20 protein-coding genes are annotated in these 18,075 nt (G+C 70.3%); 8 read left to right on the top strand and 12 right to left on the bottom strand.

Annotation, left to right across the window (positions count from 1 at the left end; translation table 11 throughout):
- Window positions 1–138 precede the first annotated feature (138 nt).
- From rpmF to rpmG, 5 genes are read right to left on the bottom strand one after another with little or no spacing between them, the layout of a single operon-like run.
- On the bottom strand, window positions 139–306 hold the full coding sequence (gene rpmF / locus E1286_RS12025; protein WP_132611726.1) for a 50S ribosomal protein L32: 168 nt from the start codon (window positions 304–306) through the stop codon (window positions 139–141).
- Window positions 307–308: 2 nt separating this feature from the next.
- Complete coding sequence (gene rpsN / locus E1286_RS12030; protein WP_132611728.1) at window positions 309–608, bottom strand: 30S ribosomal protein S14; 300 nt, start codon at window positions 606–608, stop codon at window positions 309–311.
- Window positions 608–844, bottom strand: a complete 237-nt coding sequence (gene rpmB / locus E1286_RS12035) for a 50S ribosomal protein L28 (RefSeq protein ID WP_132611730.1) — start codon at window positions 842–844, stop codon at window positions 608–610. Before rpmB ends, rpsN begins: the two co-directional genes overlap by 1 nt.
- On the bottom strand, window positions 844–1,089 hold the full coding sequence (locus tag E1286_RS12040; protein WP_132611732.1) for a type B 50S ribosomal protein L31: 246 nt from the start codon (window positions 1,087–1,089) through the stop codon (window positions 844–846). The genes rpmB and E1286_RS12040 overlap by 1 nt, the downstream gene beginning before the upstream one ends.
- The gene (gene rpmG, locus E1286_RS12045; RefSeq protein ID WP_132611734.1) at window positions 1,086–1,250 is read right to left on the bottom strand and encodes a 50S ribosomal protein L33; all 165 of its coding nucleotides are present in this window, start codon (window positions 1,248–1,250) and stop codon (window positions 1,086–1,088) included. Before rpmG ends, E1286_RS12040 begins: the two co-directional genes overlap by 4 nt.
- Before the next feature lie 74 nt (window positions 1,251–1,324).
- Here rpmG and E1286_RS12050 point away from each other — a divergent pair, with 74 nt between their 5' ends.
- The 3 genes from E1286_RS12050 (at window position 1,325) to E1286_RS12060 (ending at window position 3,879) form a co-directional block, all read left to right on the top strand.
- Entirely contained in the window at window positions 1,325–2,458 is a 1,134-nt protein-coding gene (locus E1286_RS12050; protein ID WP_132611736.1) for a CobW family GTP-binding protein, read from the top strand.
- Window positions 2,455–2,697 carry a 30S ribosomal protein S18 gene (rpsR, locus tag E1286_RS12055; protein ID WP_132611738.1) on the top strand — a complete coding sequence of 81 codons (243 nt, stop codon included), beginning with the start codon at window positions 2,455–2,457 and terminating at the stop codon, window positions 2,695–2,697. The genes E1286_RS12050 and rpsR overlap by 4 nt, the downstream gene beginning before the upstream one ends.
- Before the next feature lie 66 nt (window positions 2,698–2,763).
- Window positions 2,764–3,879, top strand: coding sequence for a GTP-binding protein (locus E1286_RS12060; RefSeq protein ID WP_132611740.1), 1,116 nt, complete (start codon window positions 2,764–2,766; stop codon window positions 3,877–3,879).
- Window positions 3,880–4,209: 330 nt separating this feature from the next.
- Here E1286_RS12060 and rph read toward each other — a convergent pair whose 3' ends face one another.
- The 3 genes from rph to E1286_RS12080 form a co-directional block, all read right to left on the bottom strand.
- Entirely contained in the window at window positions 4,210–6,804 is a 2,595-nt protein-coding gene (gene rph / locus E1286_RS12070) for a rifamycin-inactivating phosphotransferase (protein ID WP_246074765.1), read from the bottom strand.
- A 732-nt stretch (window positions 6,805–7,536) separates the two neighbouring features.
- Window positions 7,537–7,755 carry a cold-shock protein gene (locus E1286_RS12075; RefSeq protein WP_132611744.1) on the bottom strand — a complete coding sequence of 73 codons (219 nt, stop codon included), beginning with the start codon at window positions 7,753–7,755 and terminating at the stop codon, window positions 7,537–7,539.
- 444 nt (window positions 7,756–8,199) lie between these two features.
- Window positions 8,200–9,093: a hypothetical protein gene (locus tag E1286_RS12080; protein ID WP_223189839.1), complete on the bottom strand. Its 894-nt coding sequence runs from the start codon at window positions 9,091–9,093 to the stop codon at window positions 8,200–8,202.
- 95 nt (window positions 9,094–9,188) lie between these two features.
- Between E1286_RS12080 and E1286_RS12085 the strand changes: the two genes are divergently transcribed.
- Both E1286_RS12085 and E1286_RS12090 read left to right on the top strand, forming a co-directional pair.
- On the top strand, window positions 9,189–9,953 hold the full coding sequence (locus E1286_RS12085) for a DeoR/GlpR family DNA-binding transcription regulator (RefSeq protein ID WP_165969698.1): 765 nt from the start codon (window positions 9,189–9,191) through the stop codon (window positions 9,951–9,953).
- Between the two features lie 131 nt (window positions 9,954–10,084).
- Window positions 10,085–12,397, top strand: coding sequence for a rhamnogalacturonan lyase (locus E1286_RS12090; protein WP_132611748.1), 2,313 nt, complete (start codon window positions 10,085–10,087; stop codon window positions 12,395–12,397).
- A 46-nt stretch (window positions 12,398–12,443) separates the two neighbouring features.
- On the opposite strand, the gene E1286_RS12095 is transcribed toward E1286_RS12090, so the two are convergent.
- Window positions 12,444–13,007, bottom strand: a complete 564-nt coding sequence (locus E1286_RS12095; RefSeq protein WP_132611750.1) for a hypothetical protein — start codon at window positions 13,005–13,007, stop codon at window positions 12,444–12,446.
- Between the two features lie 472 nt (window positions 13,008–13,479).
- On the opposite strand from E1286_RS12095, the gene E1286_RS12100 reads away from it, so the two are divergent.
- A complete protein-coding gene (locus E1286_RS12100; RefSeq protein WP_132611752.1) occupies window positions 13,480–14,232 on the top strand; it encodes an SDR family oxidoreductase in 753 nt (250 codons plus the stop codon).
- A 78-nt stretch (window positions 14,233–14,310) separates the two neighbouring features.
- On the opposite strand, the gene E1286_RS12105 is transcribed toward E1286_RS12100, so the two are convergent.
- Entirely contained in the window at window positions 14,311–15,738 is a 1,428-nt protein-coding gene (locus E1286_RS12105) for a S28 family serine protease (RefSeq protein ID WP_246074767.1), read from the bottom strand.
- Between the two features lie 461 nt (window positions 15,739–16,199).
- On the opposite strand from E1286_RS12105, the gene E1286_RS12110 reads away from it, so the two are divergent.
- Window positions 16,200–16,748: a GNAT family N-acetyltransferase gene (locus E1286_RS12110; RefSeq protein ID WP_132611754.1), complete on the top strand. Its 549-nt coding sequence runs from the start codon at window positions 16,200–16,202 to the stop codon at window positions 16,746–16,748.
- Between the two features lie 140 nt (window positions 16,749–16,888).
- Here E1286_RS12110 and E1286_RS12115 read toward each other — a convergent pair whose 3' ends face one another.
- The gene (locus tag E1286_RS12115) at window positions 16,889–17,209 is read right to left on the bottom strand and encodes a DMT family transporter (protein ID WP_132611756.1); all 321 of its coding nucleotides are present in this window, start codon (window positions 17,207–17,209) and stop codon (window positions 16,889–16,891) included.
- 36 nt (window positions 17,210–17,245) lie between these two features.
- Window positions 17,246–17,578 (bottom strand): DMT family transporter, encoded by a 333-nt coding sequence (locus E1286_RS12120; RefSeq protein WP_132611758.1) that lies wholly within the window; start codon window positions 17,576–17,578, stop codon window positions 17,246–17,248.
- Window positions 17,579–17,665: 87 nt separating this feature from the next.
- Here E1286_RS12120 and E1286_RS12125 point away from each other — a divergent pair.
- Window positions 17,666–18,075 (top strand): MarR family winged helix-turn-helix transcriptional regulator (locus tag E1286_RS12125; protein WP_187368152.1); only part of this gene is annotated, 410 nt, incomplete at its 3' end.

An 18,075-nucleotide genomic window follows, 5' to 3' on the forward strand; every position in this document is an offset into this window, starting at 1 on the left:
CACTCGTCGGAACGGGGACTCCCGCTCGCTGAGAACCGCAAGTCAGGCCGGCGGGCAACCTGAACTCCGCCGACGGGTGGCGGCCACCGGGCGCCTGGCCTGCTTATGCGCGACACGTGGCCCGGTGGCCGGCTCATCTCAATCGACGGTGATCAAGCCGCGCTGGTAGGCGCGGATGAGGCGCCGGGGCACGAGCAGCTCCCGGCCGTTCACGGTGATCGGAACGAGGTCGGGCGCGGCGGCCTTCCACTGGCTGCGGCGGTGCCGGGTGTTGCTGCGCGAGGTCTTGCGCTTGGGAACGGCCACGGTCACCAGCTCGCTTTCGTGATGCCGGGCAGCTCGCCCCGGTGGGCCATCTCGCGGAAGCGCACGCGCGAGAGGCCGAACTTGGTGAGGTGCCCGCGGGGACGGCCGTCGACGGAGTCGCGGTTGCGTACGCGGGTGGCGCTGGCGTCGCGCGGTTGCCGGGAGAGCTCGCGTACGGCGGCGTCCCGTTCCTGCGGCGTGCCGGTGCGGATGATTTCCTTCAGCTGGGCGCGCCGTTCGGCGTAGCGCAGAACGACGGTTTTACGTCGCTCGTTGGCCGCGATCTTGCTCTTCTTGGCCATCAGATCTTCTCTCCCCTGGCGCGGATCCGTGCGACAGCAGCCTCGACGCCGATCTTGTCGATGGTCTTGATCGCGCGAGCGCTGACCGTGAGCCGGACGTAGCGGTCCTCACTGGGCAGCCAGTAGCGGCGCTGCTGGATGTTGGGGTTCCAGCGCCGGCGGGTGCGGCGGTGGGAGTGGGAGACGTTGTTGCCGAAGACCGGCTTGACGCCGGTGAGCTGGCAGTGCGCCGACATCAGGTCCTCCCGTAGCGCTGCTTGAACCGTTCGACCCGGCCCGCGGTGTCGAGGACGCGGCTGCGGCCGGTGTAGAAGGGGTGGCTCGCCGAGGACACGTCGACGTCCACCACCGGGTAGGTGTTGCCGTCGGTCCACTCGATGGTCTTCTCGCTGGTGATCGTGGACCGGGTGAGGAACGCGGAGTCCGCGCCGGGGTCGCGGAAGACGACCGGGCGATACTCGGGGTGGATGCCCTTCTTCATCGCTCCTCCCGGAAGAGAACGTGCTGACGGATGGTCGGGTCGAACTTGCGGAGGGTGAGCCTGTCCGGGGTGTTCCGGCGGTTCTTCCTGGTCACGTAGGTGTAGCCGGTGCCGGCCGTGGATCGGATCTTGATCACGGGTCGCACCTCATTTCTGGCCAAAACAGTTCCTTCCCATGGGCGAACTCATGCCATGATAACGACAACGATTTTCATTGCTGCAACAGGAGGCCTCCATGCCGACCCCCGTCGTACTCGTCGCAGGCCTGCATCGCACGGCCCGTACGGCAACGGTCGAGCGGCTGCTCGCGCAGCATCCGGGAGCGGTCGCCGTCCACCACGACCTGGCCGACATCACCGACGGGCTCGTGCGGCGCAGCATCCGGGACAGGACGGGCGTGCTCGGCACCGCCGAGGTGCGGCTCGCGCACGGCTGCGTGACCTGCACCGTGCGCGAGGACCTGCTCCCCGAGCTCATCAGGCTCGCCCGCGACTCGGAGCTGCTGATCGCCGACCTCTGGGACTCCGTGGAGCCCCGCTCGGTGGCCGAGGCCGTCGACTGCGACGAGGCCCAGGAGTTCCTGCGCCTCACGGCCGTGCTCACCGCGCTCGACGCCGCGGCCATGCCCGACGACATCACCCGCGGCGAACGCCTCAGCGAGGTCGGCAAGCCCGCGGCCGCCGGCGATCAGCGCTACCTGGCCGAGGTCCTGGCCCGGCAGCTCGAGTACCCGACCGCCTTGGTGCTGCACGGCGGCGACGAGGACGAGCTGTCCCGCACGGTGCTCACCCACCTCGCCCCCTTCACCCCGGTCCACACCCTCGGCGCCCTGCCACCGGTCACCGGCGCCCGGATATGCGCCGACGAGCTGGCCGAACGCATGGACCCCGCCACCGCCCAGCTGCCCGGCGACGCCCAGACCGACGAGATCGTCACCGCCGTCTGGCGCAGCCGCCGCCCGCTGCACCCCGCCCGTCTGTTCAACGCCGTGGACGAGCTGGTCATCGAGTCCGTACGCTCACGCGGCCGCTTCTGGCTGGCCAACCGCCCCGACCAACTGCTCGCCTGGGACGCCGTCGCCGGCATCGTCTCGGTCGAGGACGCCGGGCCCTGGCTGGCGGCGCTGCCCGGTGCCGCCTGGGACCTGGTCTCCCCCGCCCGCCGCACGGCCGCCTCGCTCGACTGGGACCCCGAACGCGGCGACCGCGTCCAGCACCTGGTCTTCACCGGTCCCGACCTCGACACCGAACGCCTGCACGCTCTGCTCGACTCCTGTCTGCTCACCGAGGAGGAGGAACGAGCCGGACAGGACGCCTGGAACCGCTACGACGACCCGTTCGCCCCCATCCTCATCAAGGAGAACGCATGAAGACCCACCGCGCCCCGCGCAGGAAGCCCAACCCCCTCCTGCATGTGGACCGCATCGACTACAAGGACACCGCGCTGCTGCGCAAGTTCATCTCCGACCGAGGCAAGATCCGCAGCCGCCGGGTCACCGGCGTCACGGTCCAGCAGCAGCGCCTGGTCGCCAAGGCCATCAAGAACGCCCGTGAGATGGCCCTGCTGCCCTACGCCTCGCGCTCCAGCACCATGAACACGCCGCGGTGACCATGCCCTCCGTAGGTGACCGCACATGTCCTGATATCTAGTCGTTTCATGGTGTTGGAGGGTCCTGTGCCCATTCCCGTCGCCCTCGTCGGGGGCCTGTACGGCTGTGCCGGAGCCGAGGCGGTCGATCGGCTGCTGCACCGCCATCCACAAGCTGTCGCCACCCATCGCGCCATCGCCGCGGGCCAGGTCGAGCGCGTGGTCCGCGACTTCTCCGGCGTCCTGGACCGCGCCGAAGTGCGCCGCACGCACGACTGCGCCCCCCGCACCGTCCGCGAGGATCTCCTCCCCCAGCTCGTACGGCACGCCGCCCGGGCATCGCTGTTGATCATCGACCTCTGGGACTCGGTCGAGCCGCGCCCGGTGGCCGAGGCGCTGGCCAGCGCCGACGAGCTCCTCCTGACGTGCGTGCACACGGCGTTGCGGGCGGAGCACATGCCCGTGGACATCTGCCGGGGCGACCGGCTGACCGAGGCCCGCCTGGCCGCGGCGCCCGGCGATCAGCGTTACCTGGCCGAGGTGCTGGCCCGCCAGATCGAATACGCCACGAGCCTGTCCCTGCACGGGGGCGACGCCGACGACGCCGAGCTGTCGGCCGCCGTGCTCGGCCACCTGGCCCCGCACACGCCGATCGTCGCCATCCCCGACGTCACCGGCCCCGTACTGGACGTCCAGGGCCTCGCCGAACGCGTCGACCCGGCCACCGCCCAGCTCCCGGCCGACAGGCAGACCGGCGAAGTCACCACGGTCGTCTGGCACCGGCTGCGCCCGCTCCACCCCGGCCGGCTGTTCGACGTCATGGAGGAGCTCGTCACCACCACGGTCCGCTCGCGCGGCCGGTTCTGGCTGGCCAGCCGGCACGAACGCATGCTGGCGTGGGACGCCGTGGCGGGAGTGGTCTCCGTGCAGGACGCCGGCCCCTGGCTGGCGGCGCTGCCCGAGGCCGCCTGGGAGCTCGTCTCCCCGACCCGCCGGGCCGCCGCCGCCATGGACTGGAACCCGATCATCGGCGACCGCGTCCAGCATCTCGTCTTCACCGGACCTGACATCGACGGCGACCGCATCTGCGCCCTGCTCGACTCCTGCCTCATCGATCAGGGCGACGTCCTGCCGGGCGCCGCGGCCTGGGCCCGTTACGACGATCCTTTCGGCCGCGTACTGAATCTGGAGGAGAGCGCGTGAAAACCTCATCACGTGGAGCGGGATGATCGCATGACGGACCCGTACGAGCGCTCCGCCGCGTTCGTGGACGTCATGCTCGCCCCCGGCCTGGACGGCGCCGGCCCCTGCGCCGGCCGGGGCGTTACGCGGAGCCGCCGGGCCGGTCGTGGACGTCGGAGCCGGAGGCGGCCACGGCACCCTGGTGATCGCGCGGGCGCTCCCGCAGGCGGAGATCTTCGCCGTGGAGCCGTCGCCAGGCCTGCGTGGACCATTTCGAGGGGCGAGGCGCACTGCCCCGCCTCCGCCCACGCGGAAAGCGCCTCCTGACGCCAGGCGCGGTGATCGGCTCGGTCAAGGCAGGATCTCGACGTACCCGTCGGTTCCGTGTACGCGGATCCGCTGCCCGTCCCGGATCAGCCGGGTGGCGTCCACCACACCGACGACGGCCGGCAAACCGTACTCCCGTGCGATCACCGCCCCGTGCGTCATCAACCCTCCGACCTCCGTCACCAGGCCTGAGACGGCGACGAACAGGGGCGTCCAGCTGGGGTCCGTATGGGCCGTGACCAGGATGTCGCCGGCTGCGAGATCGGCCTCCGCCATGTCCAGGATGACGCGGGCCCTGCCCTCGATGGTCCCGGCGGAGACCGGCAGGCCGATCAGGGCACCGGCCGGCACGTCGTCGCGTCGGTACGCCCCGGTGATGACCTCGCCGTCCGAGGTGAGCACCCGGGGCGGCGTGAGCGCGTGGTACGACCGGTACGCGTCCTTGCGCTGCTGGATGAGCTGGTCGTCCACCTGGTTGGTGCGCACGACGTCGTGGAGCTCCTGGAAGGTGAGGGAGAAGATGTCCTCCTTCTCGGGGAGTACGCCGGCCCGCACGAGACGCTCGGCCTCCTCCAGCAAGGCCTGCTTGTAGACGAAAAAGCGGCTGACGATGTCGTACTTCGGGTACTCGCGGTAGCCGATGAAAGTCCGGACCCGGTCGATCATCCGCTTGGCCTCGTCGGCTTTCCGCTCCCCGTCCGGCAGGGCCCGCAAGCGTGACAGCACGTCCCGCTCCTTCTTCTCCGCCTCCTGCCGCCCTTGCTCGAAGCGCCGCTCGGCGGCGCCCGGCTCGAAGAGCTTGACGTTGTCGAGGATCACGGGCACCAGCGTGGTGGGGCGCTCGCTCCAGCGGGGCCTCGTGATGTCGATCTCGCCGACGCAGCGCATGCCGTACCGGTCGAGGTATGCCTCGATGGCCTCACGCGCTTCGGTCCCGCCCGCGAGCTTCGGCAACTCGTCCAGGAAGCCCTCGTCCTCGACGCCCTGCAGGAACGCCACCACCTCCGGATGCGGCCGGATCACGTCCGCGACGTCGAGCAGCGCCAGTCCCATCTCCGACGTGACGTTGCCCGGGGCGGACAGCGTGAGCGTGTCGGCCGCGTTCTTCTCGCCCAGCCACTCGTACAGCTTGTCGTTGAGCCACCACGTGGCCTCCATCCCCGCCATGATCGCCTGAAAGTTCAGCGGATCTCTGAGGACTCGCTTGTGCTCCTCGAAGGCGTCCAGCAGGAAGTCGAACAGCGCCGGCCCGGTCTTCGTCCGGATGTCGCGCCGCAGGGCGGCGATGGACGCCTGGCTGCGCTCGATCAGCTGGGTGACGATGGCCGGATCCGTCTCGATCGGGGCCGGCGGGCCGCCGGCCGGCGGGCCGCCGGGACCTCCGTCCGGGAGTGACGGGACGACGTCGCCGCGGTCGAGGACCGTCTCCAGCGCGTCCCTGATGAGCGGATCGGACCTGCCCGCCATCTCCAGGAAGCCGTCGCGGCTCGCGGGCGACGCCAGGTGCCGGGTGACGTCGACGAACAGCCTGCCGCCGGCCTCGTGCATCGGCGCCATGGCCGTCAGCCGCCATATGGAGAGCCCCAAGGGCTTCATGGGGTCGGTCATCATCTGCCCATGACCGACGGAGACGTAGACGTGGTTGTCCTGGTCGCCGGTCTCGGGGATGGGGAACAGCGTGGTGATCGGCCGGCTCTGAACGATCTGGAAGTCATCATCGACCAGGCACCATTCGATGTCCTGCGGGCGGCCGAAGTGCGCTTCGAGGCGCCGGCCGAGCCGCACGAGCCGCACGACCTGCGCATCCGTCAGCGCAGCCTGCCCCTGCCGCCGCGGGTCGATCGCCACTTCCTGCGTCCCGCCGCCCGGCAGCGGGTGGACGGCACGCTGCTTGGCGGAGACCGCCTTGGTGACGACCTCGCCGTCTCGCACCTTGTAGACGTCCGGGTTGACCAGGCCGGAGACCAGGGCTTCACCGAGGCCGAAACCGGCGTCCACGGTGGCGACCTTCCGGTTGCCGGTGACGGGGTCGGCCGTGAACAGGATGCCGGACGCATGCGGGAAGACCATCTGCTGCACGACCACGGCCATGCGGACCTTCCGGTGGTCGATCCCGTTGCGCCGGCGGTAGGCCACCGCCCGTTCGGTGAACAGCGATGCCCAGCACCGGCTGACGTGCTGGAGGATCGCCGCCGGGCCCACGACGTTCAGGTAAGTGTCCTGCTGGCCCGCGAAAGAGGCCGTCGGCAGGTCCTCTGCCGTCGCGCTGGACCGCACGGCGTAGGCGGCTTGCTCGCCGAGCCGGGCGAGCGCGCGGGTGATCGCCGCCGCGAGATCGTCAGGGAAGGCGATCCCTTCGATCGTCCGGCGGATGTCCGCGCTGAGCGTGCGAATCGCCTCCCGGTCATCCGGGTTCAGGTGCGACAGCTGATCGAGCCGATCGGCCATCGACGGCGTATCCGCCACGATGCGCCGGTAGGCGTCCGTCGTCACGCAGAAGCCGGCCGGTACGCGGATCCCTTCGATCCGCGACAGCGCGCCCAGATGCGCGCCTTTGCCGCCCACGACCGCGACCTGTGTCTCGTCAGCCTCTCGCAGACCCATCACGTACTCGATCACGCCGATACCTCCGCGACAGTCTTGCTCCGTCGCGCTGCACCGGCCGATCGGATCACCGGCGCCTCGCGCTTCGTCGAACCCGCTTGCTGGGCACGTCGCCATCTCGGTTGCCTTCCCTGTGCCGAGCCGGCCTTCCGCTCCGCCCAGTCGGTCGGCGCGTACACCCGCATCTCCGACCCGAGCGCCCGCAACGGCGCCGGGGGTCCCGGCACCGGTTCGACGTCACCGCGTCCCTCGTACATCGACAACAACACAGGCATGTCGAGCCCCCGTTTTCCGCAGGTTGTGACCTCGGCCGACGATTGTGCGGCAAGACCCGGGTCTTGCCGCAAGCCCCCCGGTGCGCTATACGGTAGAAGCGGCAAGGAGATCTCCTCGCCTTCACCTTTCGTCGTCCTCTGGAACTGACGAGTTCCTCACGAAGCGGTGGGCCGCAGCGCGACGGCCAGACGCGAGACGCCCGGTCGGCATGCGCCGGGTTGTCCTGACCGACGCGCCACCACGCCGCTCCGGCGTCGCTGATCGGCCGCGGTCGACGCGCTGCGCCACGTGCGCTCTGTCACATCAACAGCGCAGCCCGGGTCGTCAGTGCATGATGCCTGCGGCCAGGACGGACGAATCCCGAAGGCGTCATGACCTATGCCGCCGATCAGGTCGAGGCAGACCGCATGCCCGAGACGATGGTTCAAAAGGCAAGCGCCTGTCTTCGACCCTGAATTGATCTCCGAGTGGTCACAGTGTGCGGATGTTCTCAGCTACGTAGTCAAAGCTGTCCTGCGGCCGTTTGACGACGTCGAACTCGACCTCGTCACCTGCCTCCAGGCTCCGATACCCGCTCGCCACGATGTCGCTGAAGTGCGCGAACGCATCACGATCGGCCGGGAGCTCAGGAGAGGAGATCGCTCCCCAACCCTTCTCGGCCTTCCAGAACTTCACAGTGCCACGTGCCATCACCCTATGATCGCTGATCACCGCACTGTCGGAAGCCGCACTTCGTCATGACCCTTGCAAGCCGGCTGCACCCTGACAAGGCCTCCTGGCCGTCGGCCCACCCCGTACTTGTGCTTCGACGCCTGATGGGACAGGCCCGCCCTCAGTCCGCTCACGGCGGTGGAGGTGACGGAGGCCCGCATGCCGCCCATGATCGGCCGGCGCGGCAGTATCGAACATCGTGAGTTCGTCGACGCCATCGAGCGCCATGACGCCGACAAGGCCACGGCGATCACGCGCGCCCGCCTCCAGCGCACCGCTGACCGGGTCGCCCCGCGCACCATGACGTGCTGGCACCGCCTACGGGACACGCCAACATGCCGACCGGCGTACGGTCCACGACCGCCACCGCGTTCCCGCGCCGATTTCGCCGGTGGAAGGCGGCTGTGAGCGTACGGCGCGGGGTCAGCGGGCGTTCCAGGGGCGGGCGTGCTGGTCGACGATGGCGGCCAGGTGCTTCAGCCGCGGGACCGAGAGGTTCCGCAGGCCGGCGGGTACGTCGGCGGAGCCGACGACGTCGCTCCAGATGGCACGGCCGGCGAGCATCCCCGAAGCGCCGGCCCGGCAGGCGGCGCGTACGGCGGCCGGGAAGTCGTCGCGCTCCACACCCTGCGAGAGCACGACCCACGGGACCGGGATGACCTCGTCGAGGCGCGCGCACTCCTCGAGCAGGCGGTCCTCGGGCGCCGCCCCGCCGAGCGGCACCTGCGCCTTGTAGAGGCTCGGCCGCAGCGCGGCCAGCTCACGTGCGGCCTCCCGGACCGCGGCGCGGCCGTCGAACGACGCCTCCTGCCCGGCGGCGGGCTTGGCCACGCCCTCCAGGACCGACAGCAGCCCGGCGTCGGCGCAGCGCCGGACGAACGCGGCGGCGGTGTCGAGGCGGCGCCCCCGGTGTTCGTCGTCGCGCCAGATGAGCAGCAGTTTGGCCGCGACGGCCCCGGCCTCCCTGGCGGCGGAGAGGTCGACGCGCTCGTCGATCGCCGTGTCCTCGACGGGGCCGTCGGGCTCCTGCCGCAGGCTGTCCACGGCGATGATGAGCCCGCCGCGCACCGTGCGTTCGGCGGCGATCCGGTGGAAGCCGTAGTCCTGGTCGACCAGGAAGCCGGAGGCGTGCGGCCCGACCTGCCTGGCCACCGCCAGCTTGAACGACGTCAGCGTCTCGTCGCCGACACGTGCCCCCGTGGCCGCGGCGAACATCTGGCGCAGGCTCTCACGCTGGTCCATCGCGACCATGGCGAAACCGCCGGACGAGCGGGCCAGCACGTCGAGCGCCGGCGCGGTGGTCTCGGGACTGGTCAAGGAAGGCTCCGATCCGGTGGCGGTCTACGACCATGTTGACACGACAAATCCAAAAAGATGGCGGAAATCTGCCATCTTTCCGACATCATGGGCCTATGAGTGATACGGAGCCGGGACTGCGCTACTCGTCGGCTCCGCACCGCCGCGAGGCGATCCTGCGCCGCGTCGCGCTGGACGGGTACGTCGCCGCCACCGACCTGGTCGACGAGCTGGGCGTCTCTTCCAACACCGTCCGCCGCGACCTGCGGAGACTCGCCGGCGACGGACTCATCCGGGCGGTGCGCGGCGGGGCCGCCGCCACGGAGACGGGCTCCGTGCCGTTCGCCGACCGTTCGGGCCAGGCGGGCGAGGCCAAGCGGGCGATCGCCGCCGCGGCCGTGCGACACGTCGAGGCGGGCACGGCCGTGGCGCTCGACTCGGGCACCACGACGCTGGAGATCGCCCGGCTCCTGCCCGCGGACGCGGGCCTCACCGTGATCACCCATTCGCTGCCCGCCATCGCCGCGCTGGCCCCGAGGGCGGACGTGACGCTCATCGGCATCGGCGGCCAGTACGGCAGGGACACCCGCTCCTTCAGCGGCCCCGAGACCCTGACGGCGCTGGAGCACCTGAGCGTGCGCACCCTGTTCCTGGCCGCCACCGCGCTGGACGCCTCGGGGGTGTACGGGGCGACGCCGTACGAGGCGGAGACCAAGCGGCGGCTCATCTCGATCGCGCGCCGGACGATCGTCGTGGGCGACGCGCGGAAGTTCGCCCTGAGCGCCCCGATCCGGGTGTGCGGCTGGGACGCGGTCGACCGCCTGGTGACCGACACCGTGCCGGCGGGATTCACCGGCGTCCTGCTGGAATTCGCGCGATGACGGGCACACGCGCCGCAACAGAAACTCACGCTCAACGCCATGAGGCGACGCCGTAACAACTCTTGACAAACCTCACAATTCGCCAATATTCTCCGCAATAAGATTGAATCGATTTAATCTGCGGAGTGCGCATGAAACCCCCCGACAGCATCCGCCGCGTCATCACCACCGGCCTCGCCGCCCTGCTCGCCTTACCCCTCGCCGCCTTACCGGCCGGCGCGTCAGGCGAGAAGACCACGGGCCGCGACTCCCCCGGCATCCGGCTGGAACACCTCGACCGCGGCCTCGTGGCCGTTCCGAGCAGCGAGGGCGTCTTCCTGAGCTGGCGTCTCCTCGGCGACGAGGTCACCGGACACGGCGACTCCGGCATGACCGGCGCCGACTTCCGCGTCTACCGCGACGGCCGCCGCATCGCGACGGTCACCGACAGCACCAACTACCGCGACCCCGGAGGCACGGCCGCGTCCGAGTACCGCGTGGCCCCGATCGTCCAGGGTCGCGAGGGCCGGCGCAGCGCCCCCGCCACGCCGTGGGTTAAATCGTTTTATGACCTCCCGCTGCAGAAGCCGGCCGACGGCGTGACCCCGGCGGGCGAGGCCTACACATACGAGGCCAACGACCTGAGCGTGGGCGACGTGGACGGCGACGGCCAGTACGAGTACGTCGTCAAGTGGTACCCGTCGAACGCCAAGGACGTCTCGCAGCGCGGCTACACCGGCAACACGTACCTGGACACGTACGAGCTGGACGGCACCCTGCGCTGGCGGCTCGACCTGGGCGTGAACATCCGTTCCGGCGCCCACTACACCCAGTTCCTCGTCTACGACTTCGACGGCGACGGCCGCTCGGAGCTGATGCTCAAGACCGCGCCGGGCACGAAGGCCGTCCGGTACGGCGCCGGCGGCCGGGTCGTCTCCGAGCGTTACGTCACGATGCCGCGCGCGGACGTCAAGGCGGGCTACTCCCACGACGACGACTACCGCATGAGCGCGGCGGACTACTTCGACCACGTCGTGCGGATGTTCGAGCAGTGGCACGAGCACCCGGAGGTCAAGGCCGGACGCTGGCCCGCGACCCTGGAGCAGGCCTTCGGCATCGAGCCGCGCCACTCCTACCCGCTCTCGCACGACGACGCCGTCGAGCTCGCCACGTACTTCGTCGACACCTACGCGCCGTCCCGCAGCGGCAACAACCGGCTGCGGGAGTTCGCCGGGTTCGTCCTGACCGGTCCCGAGTACCTGTCGGTCTTCGACGGCGCCACCGGCAAGGAACTGCAGACGATCCCCTACAAGCCCGGCCGCGACGACGACGGCCTGCTGTGGGGCGACTACGCGATGTCCAGGATCGAGCCCGGCAACCGCGTGGACCGCTACCTGGCCTCGGTCGCCTACCTCGACGGCAGGCGCCCGTCGGCGATCTTCGCCCGTGGCTACTACACCCGGGCCACGCTCGTCGCCTACGACTGGAACGGCCGCCGCCTCAAGGAGGTCTGGGACGTCGACAGCGGCCACGTGCCCATGGCCAACCCGTTCAACGCCGCACCCCACGGCGTCCCAGGAAGCAACCCGGAGTACGCCGGCCTGACCACGCAGGGCTTCCACTCGCTGAGCGCGGCCGACGTGGACGGCGACGGCCGCCAGGAGGTCGTGTACGGCGCCGCGACCATCGACGACGACGGCGACCTGCTGTACTCGTCCTTCGCCGAGGGCCCGCCGCAGAGCAACGTGCCGGGGCAGAACGTCCGCCTCGGCCACGGTGACGCGATGCACGTGGGCGACCTCGACCCCGACCGGCCCGGCCTGGAGATCTGGACGGTGCACGAGGGCGGCGCGTCGGCCCCGTACGGGTGGGCGCTGCGCGACGCCGCCACCGGCGAGGTGATCCACGGCGGCTACAGCGGCGTGGACACCGGGCGCGGCATGGTCGGCGACATCGACCCGGCCGTCCGGGGCGTCGAGACATGGTCGTCCATGCCGCCCGACCAGCAGGTCCAGGCGGGGCTGTGGTCGGCGCGCGGCGAGTACCTGGGCCGGAACGCACCGGGCACGAACATGAGCATCCGCTGGGCCGCCGACATGACCACCCAGATCGTCAACGGCTCCGGCGCGCAGGCGCCCACCGTGGACGACTGGAAGCGCGGCAGGCTGCTGACCGCCGACGGCACCGTGACGAACAACGGCACGAAGGGCAACCCCGGCCTGGTGGCCGACGTGCTCGGCGACTGGCGGGAGGAGCTGCTCGTGCGCACCGCCGACAGCTCCGCGCTCCGGGTCTTCGTCAGCACCGAGGTGACCGGCAGGAAGCTGTACACGCTGATGCACGACCCGCAGTACCGGGTGGAGGTGGCCCGGCAGCAGACCGGCTACAACCAGCCGGCGTACCCGAGCTTCTACCTCGGCTCGGACATCGACTGGTCGAAGGTCCCCATCCCCCGCACCAAGTGAGAAGAGGGCGCCCCGCGTAGGGGCGCCCTCTTCGAGAGGTCCGTCGTCAGCCGGTCGGCTTCTTCACCGAGACGGACTGCACGGTCTCGGTGTCCTTCTCGGCCCAGGCACCGGTGGAGAAGGACACCGGGTGGCTCTTCTTGCCGACGCCGTCGCCCCACTTGGTGATGACGTACTGGACGTCGATGTGGCCGGCGCCGGAGCCGCCGTCGACGCCGAGGGTCTCGGTGTTGAAGCGGCCGCCGGTCAGCTCGGCGAAGGTCTTGCCGTCGAGGTCCAGCATGATGCCGCGGCTGGAGGGCTCGCCGGGACCGCGGTCACCGACGAAGAACGGCATCTTCTTGCCCTTGTAGATCACGTAGCCCTCGGTCATCAGCGGCCAGCTGGGGCTGGCGACCATGCCTTTCTGCATGGGCTTGCCGCTGGCGGGCAGGCCGGTGTCGCCGGCGCGGCCGGAGGCGTCGTCCCAGAAGTACGACGCCGTCGTCGTGCCCTGCAGCATGACCCTCTCTTCCACGCCGGTGTCGGCGTGCGCGGCGGCGGTGCCCATCGTGAGGGCGGTCACGGCGGAGGCGGTGAGCATGGCGACGGTGCGCAGGCGAGCAGACATCAAGAATTCAGGTCCTTTGATAGGGGCCGGGACGCTTTGCGCTCGCGTGAATGACGTAGCCGGGCAGCACGCCGTGCGGACACTACGTTGGAGCGCTGGGGATACCGTGGAGAGATTCTCCTGCCGCGAGGGGAGCCTGCCTCCGTAGGTAAGGTGCAGGTCACCCCCCGGAACAACAGACACCACGTTAGCGCCTCAAACCGGACAAACGCAAACGTATAGCCATGAATCGGGCATAGATCTACGTCTGAAAGTCAAGCGCACGGCACGGGGCTCCTCCAGGGCACGCCCTTCCCGGGCGCGGCCACGCGGCGTTCATCGCCGCCGCCACGGCCGGTTTCATGCCCGCCCGGGTCACGATCGCCGTGCTGCTCCTCGTACCGGCGGTCGTCGCTATCGTGGTTCGCACGTCATCGCCGGCCGAGGGCCTGACGGTCGTCTCGGCCGGGCCCCGCCGAGAAAGGACCGCGTTGTGACGGAGCAGACCGGCCGGGTCGTCGTGGTCACCGGGGCCGGGTCGGGCATCGGCAGGCACGCCGCGCTCGCCCTCCACGACGACGGGTACCGCGTGGTGCTGGCCGGCCGGCGTGAGGCCGCCCTCCAGGAGACCGCGCGGGCCGCCGGCGGCGGAGACGACACCGTGCTCGTGGCGCCGTGCGACGTCACCGAGCCGGAGGCCGTGCGCGCCCTGTTCGCCCGGTGCGCCGACCGCTTCGGCCAGGTGGACGTGCTCGTCAACAACGCCGGGGTCTTCGGGCCGTCCGTGCCGTTCGACGAGATCTCCCACGAGCAGTGGTCCGGCGTCGTACGGACGAATCTGACCGGCGCGTTCCTGTGCGCGCAGGAGGCGTTCCGCCACATGAAGGCGCGGGGCGGCAGGATCATCAACAACGGCTCCCTGTCGGCGCACGTGCCGCGCCCGCACGCCGCCGGCTACACGGCCACCAAACACGCCATCACCGGTCTGACCAAGGCGATCTCCCTGGAGGGACGCGCGTACGGGATCGCCTGCGGGCAGATCGACGTCGGCAACGCCGCGACGGACATGACCGAGGCGATGAGCCGGGGCGTGCTGCAGGCCGACGGCTCGGTCGCGCCCGAGCCGACCATGGACGTGCGGCGGGTCGCCGAGGCCATCGTATTCATGGCCGGGCTGCCGCTCGACGCGAATGTCCAGTTCATGACCGTCATGGCGACCACGATGCCGTTCATCGGCCGAGGCTGAATCCGTGCCCCCGCGCCTGTGGCCGGTTTCCAGGCGCGGGGCACGGCACGGGTCCCAGCAGAGGTCCCAGGGCAGGGGTCAGGGTGTCCGGCGGTCGGGGAGCATGTCGTCGGCCGGGACGGCCGCCGCGTCCGCGGTCCGCAGCGCCGGCGACACCCCCGCCCAGCGGCGCAGGGTGGCCGTCGCCGCCGCGCGGTCGGCCTCGGGCAGGCGCGCGATGTTGGCGCCGTGGTTGGCGCCGGGCGCGACGTACAGGTACGAGTCCCGCCGGCTCGGGGTGAACCGCTCGGCGCTCCACGGGTCGTTCTCGCCGTAGACGAACATCATCCGCTCGGCTCGGGTACGCACCCACCGGTCCACGTCCAGCATCGGCCGGGGGTCGTGCCGGGAGCGGAGCTCGGCGGGGATGACCGAGTTGGGCTGGTAGAGGCCGCGATGGCGGATCAGCCCGCGCAGGTGCTCGAACCTGAGGTCGGGCCAGCCGAGCTGGGTGGCCGCCTGGTAGTAGTACGGCGTGTAGTAGTCCAGGCCCTGGTCGGTGTAGAAGCCGAAGAACGTGACGGCGTCGATCCAGGCGTACAGCTCGGCGTCCGTGGCGGTCGCGGGCGGCACGTCCGGGCAGTCCGCCACCGACATGTACTGCCAGAACGCCCACGCCGTGTCGAGCACCGTCATCTCGAACGACCGGTCGGCGCTGCCGAGCGTCCTGGTGAAGGTGTAGCCGTTGCGGGCGGCGTCCTGCTCCAGCAACGCCACCATGCGGTCGCGCCGCTTGAGCGCCTCACGCTGCACGTCCTCCAGCGCGGTACGGCAGTCCTCGGGGCCGACGCGTGCGAAGAACCGGTCGTAGGCGTGGTCCTGCGGGTTCACCGGGTCGTTCGGGGCGACGTAGGCCACCACTCCGTCCACGTCGCCGGGGTAGAAGCGGCGGTGGTAGACGGACGTCATTCCGCCCTTGCTGGCGCCCGTCTGGATCCACCTGCCGGAGTAGATCGTCTTGAGCGCCTGGACGATCCGGTGCTCGTCGGTCGCCTCCTGCCAGATCGTCAGGTCGTCCCAGTCGGCCGGGTCGGGGCGGGAGGTGCGGAAGAACCGGTGTTCCACCGAGACCTGGTTGCCGTCGAGCAGTTGGGTGGGCTCGGTCCGCGACGGCGCCGGGTTCACGGGCAGGCCGTACCCGCCCGTGAAGAGGACGACGGGCGCGTCGGACGAACGGTGGAGCAGCGTCAGCCGCTGCTCGAACGTCCCCTTTCCGGGATTCTTGTGGTCGACCGGCTGGGTGAAGGACAGGACGAAGAAGCGGTAGCCGGCCTGCTGCGACTCCGACACCACGGTGAGCCCGGGGATGGCCCTGAGCCTTTCCAGCAGGTCGTCCTGCGCGGTGGGGGTGCCCGCGTGGGTACCCGTCCGGGTGGCCGGCCGGGCTTCGGCGGGGAGGGCTTGGAGGGTGAGGGCCGAGGTGACGGCCATCGAGGCGGCCAGCGCCGCCAACAACCGGGATCGCACGGGTTCCGTCTCCTTGGAGGGGGGTGTACCGCCCGACGGTATACGCGTCATGCCCACCCGAACAGCCCGTCGGGGCGCGGGTTTCACCGCCCCCACGCCCCCGCCCTGGGACACTCTTGGCGAAGGAGGCCGGACAAAAACGGCCGTGTGATCACAGCTGTGATCACACCGCCGTTTCGCGTTGCGTGGCATTCCGGTTGTTGATCAACCGACTCCGTAGCAGGCCATGAGGTGCCTGGGCCGCGAGATCGGAGTCCTGCCAGGTCCATGCGGCCCCGCTCCTACCATCAGGCCTGCGGAAACCGTCCGAGTGCAGCCGAAGCCGGCGCCCGCGGATGACGTCAGACCCCCAGACCGCACACGAGGTCCTGGTCCGGCCACGGGCCGAACAGCAGAGGTGATGGGCCTGGGCCACGAAAACCGTGTGCGAGCGGCTCAGCGAGGTCCGTATGGTTCCCACCATGGATCTTCGCGAAGAACGTGCGGGCGACGGGCAGGCAGTGCGGGACGTTCACCTGCAGGCGTTCGGCGACCACGGTCTCGTCGTCGCCGACCTGGTCGATTCCCTGCGGGACACCATCCCGCCGGAGGACGGCCTCTCGCTGGTCGCCGAGCAGGACGGGCGGATCGTCGGGCATGTCATGTTCACGCGCAGCCTGCTCGATGCCCCTCGGCGGCTGGTTGATGTGCACGTGCTCAGCCCGCTGGGTGTGGTGCCCGAAGTCCATCAGCGTGGCGTGGGCTCCGCCCTGGTCCGGCGCGGACTGGAGACCATCGCCGAGCGGGGCACCCCCCTCGTCTTCCTGGAAGGGGATCCGGGCTATTACTCGCGTTTCGGCTTCGTACCCGGCGGCGACCTGGGTTTTCGTAAGCCATCTCTGCGCATCCCGGATGGAGCCTTTCAGGTGCTCACGTTCCCGGCGTACGAGCCGTGGATGACGGGGACGCTGGTCTATGCCGAGCCTTTCTGGCGGCATGACGCAGTCGGTCTCCGAGACCCCGACGCATAGAGCCGCGCCGGGGCTTGACGCCGGATCCCGTTCCAAGTCTCTGACCGCCGACACCGCCAGCGGCGGCTTGGGCCGCGACACCTCCGCGACCGACCGCCCTGGTGGGCGGGGACGTGGGGGCAAGGGCCGCCCCCACTGCCTCACACTCCCGCGGCGACTCGCAGCAGAACGACGCCGCCGATGATCGCGGCGAAGGAGACCAGCTTGACCGGCGTGATCTTCTCCTTGTAGATCAGCGCGCCGAGGATCACGGTGCCGATGGAGCCGATCCCCGTCCAGATGGTGTAGCCGACGCCGACGTCCAGCGTCTTCAGCGCCAGGCTGAGCGTGAAGATGCCGCCGGCGGCCGACAGCAGGGTGAAGACGGAGGGCCACAGGCGGGTGAAGCCCTTGGTCGCGTTGGTGCCGAGCGCGAAGCCGATCTCGAAGACGATCGCGATGGCCAGGTAGATCCATTCCATGACGAGATGCCTTCCTGTGTCGAGGGGTGAGCGGGGTCAGGCGGCGGCGGTGCGCCGGTCGGACAACTTGAGTCCGGCCAGCCCGCCGATGATCAGCACGAAGGCCAGGGCCTTGCCCGGCGTCATCGCCTCGCCGAAGATCAGCGTGCCGAGCACGACGGTGCCGATGGAGCCGATCCCCGTCCAGATGGTGTAGCCGACCCCCACGTCCAGCGTCCTGAGCGCCAGGCTCAGGAAGAAGATGCCGCCCGCGGCTGCGGCGACGGTGAGCAGCGACGGGCCCAGCCGGGTGAAGCCTTCGGTGGCGTTCGTGGCGAGCGCGAAGACCACCTCGAACGCCGCGGCGATGAGCAGGTAGATCCAAGCCATGGCCAACCCCTTTCCGGTGTTTGCTTGTACATGCATATTCTGTGCATGCATGTACAGTGGATGTCAATCCGGAAGGAAGGCGCCTCGATGACGAAGACCGATGACGAGATGTGGGTCGGCGTCGTACGGCTGCACGCCCGGGTCGAGCACGCGCTGGCCACGGCACTGCAGCGCCACGGGCTCGGCCTGTCGGAATACCGCGCCCTGTGTCACCTGTCCACGGCGGACGGCGGCGAGCTGCGCATGCAGGAGCTCGCCAACCTGCTGGGCCTCAACCAGAGCTCGGTCACCCGCCTCGTCGGGCGCCTGGAGGCGGCCGGCCTGACCCGCCGCGATCTGTGCGCCGACGACCGGCGCGGGGTGTACACGGTCATCACCGACGAGGGCAGGGCCCGCAAGGAGGCCGCCACCGACCTCTACGAACAGACCCTGACCTCCGCCCTCGACCGCGCCGCCACCGACGGCCTGTCCCCCCTGGTAACCGCCCTGCGCACCTC

Source organism: Nonomuraea terrae, assembly GCF_004348995.1.
Taxonomy (GTDB): domain Bacteria; phylum Actinomycetota; class Actinomycetes; order Streptosporangiales; family Streptosporangiaceae; genus Nonomuraea; species Nonomuraea terrae.

Coding starts and splice junctions, on each gene's coding strand:
- rpsN (WP_132611728.1), bottom strand. CDS start 608: ATGGCCAAGAAGAGCAAGATCGCGGCCAACGAGCGACGTAAAACCGTC.
- rpmB (WP_132611730.1), bottom strand. CDS start 844: ATGTCGGCGCACTGCCAGCTCACCGGCGTCAAGCCGGTCTTCGGCAAC.
- E1286_RS12040 (WP_132611732.1), bottom strand. CDS start 1,089: ATGAAGAAGGGCATCCACCCCGAGTATCGCCCGGTCGTCTTCCGCGAC.
- E1286_RS12050 (WP_132611736.1), top strand. CDS start 1,325: ATGCCGACCCCCGTCGTACTCGTCGCAGGCCTGCATCGCACGGCCCGT.
- rpsR (WP_132611738.1), top strand. CDS start 2,455: ATGAAGACCCACCGCGCCCCGCGCAGGAAGCCCAACCCCCTCCTGCAT.
- E1286_RS12075 (WP_132611744.1), bottom strand. CDS start 7,755: ATGGCACGTGGCACTGTGAAGTTCTGGAAGGCCGAGAAGGGTTGGGGA.
- E1286_RS12085 (WP_165969698.1), top strand. CDS start 9,189: ATGAGTGATACGGAGCCGGGACTGCGCTACTCGTCGGCTCCGCACCGC.
- E1286_RS12090 (WP_132611748.1), top strand. CDS start 10,085: ATGAAACCCCCCGACAGCATCCGCCGCGTCATCACCACCGGCCTCGCC.
- E1286_RS12095 (WP_132611750.1), bottom strand. CDS start 13,007: ATGTCTGCTCGCCTGCGCACCGTCGCCATGCTCACCGCCTCCGCCGTG.
- E1286_RS12110 (WP_132611754.1), top strand. CDS start 16,200: ATGGATCTTCGCGAAGAACGTGCGGGCGACGGGCAGGCAGTGCGGGAC.
- E1286_RS12115 (WP_132611756.1), bottom strand. CDS start 17,209: ATGGAATGGATCTACCTGGCCATCGCGATCGTCTTCGAGATCGGCTTC.
- E1286_RS12120 (WP_132611758.1), bottom strand. CDS start 17,578: ATGGCTTGGATCTACCTGCTCATCGCCGCGGCGTTCGAGGTGGTCTTC.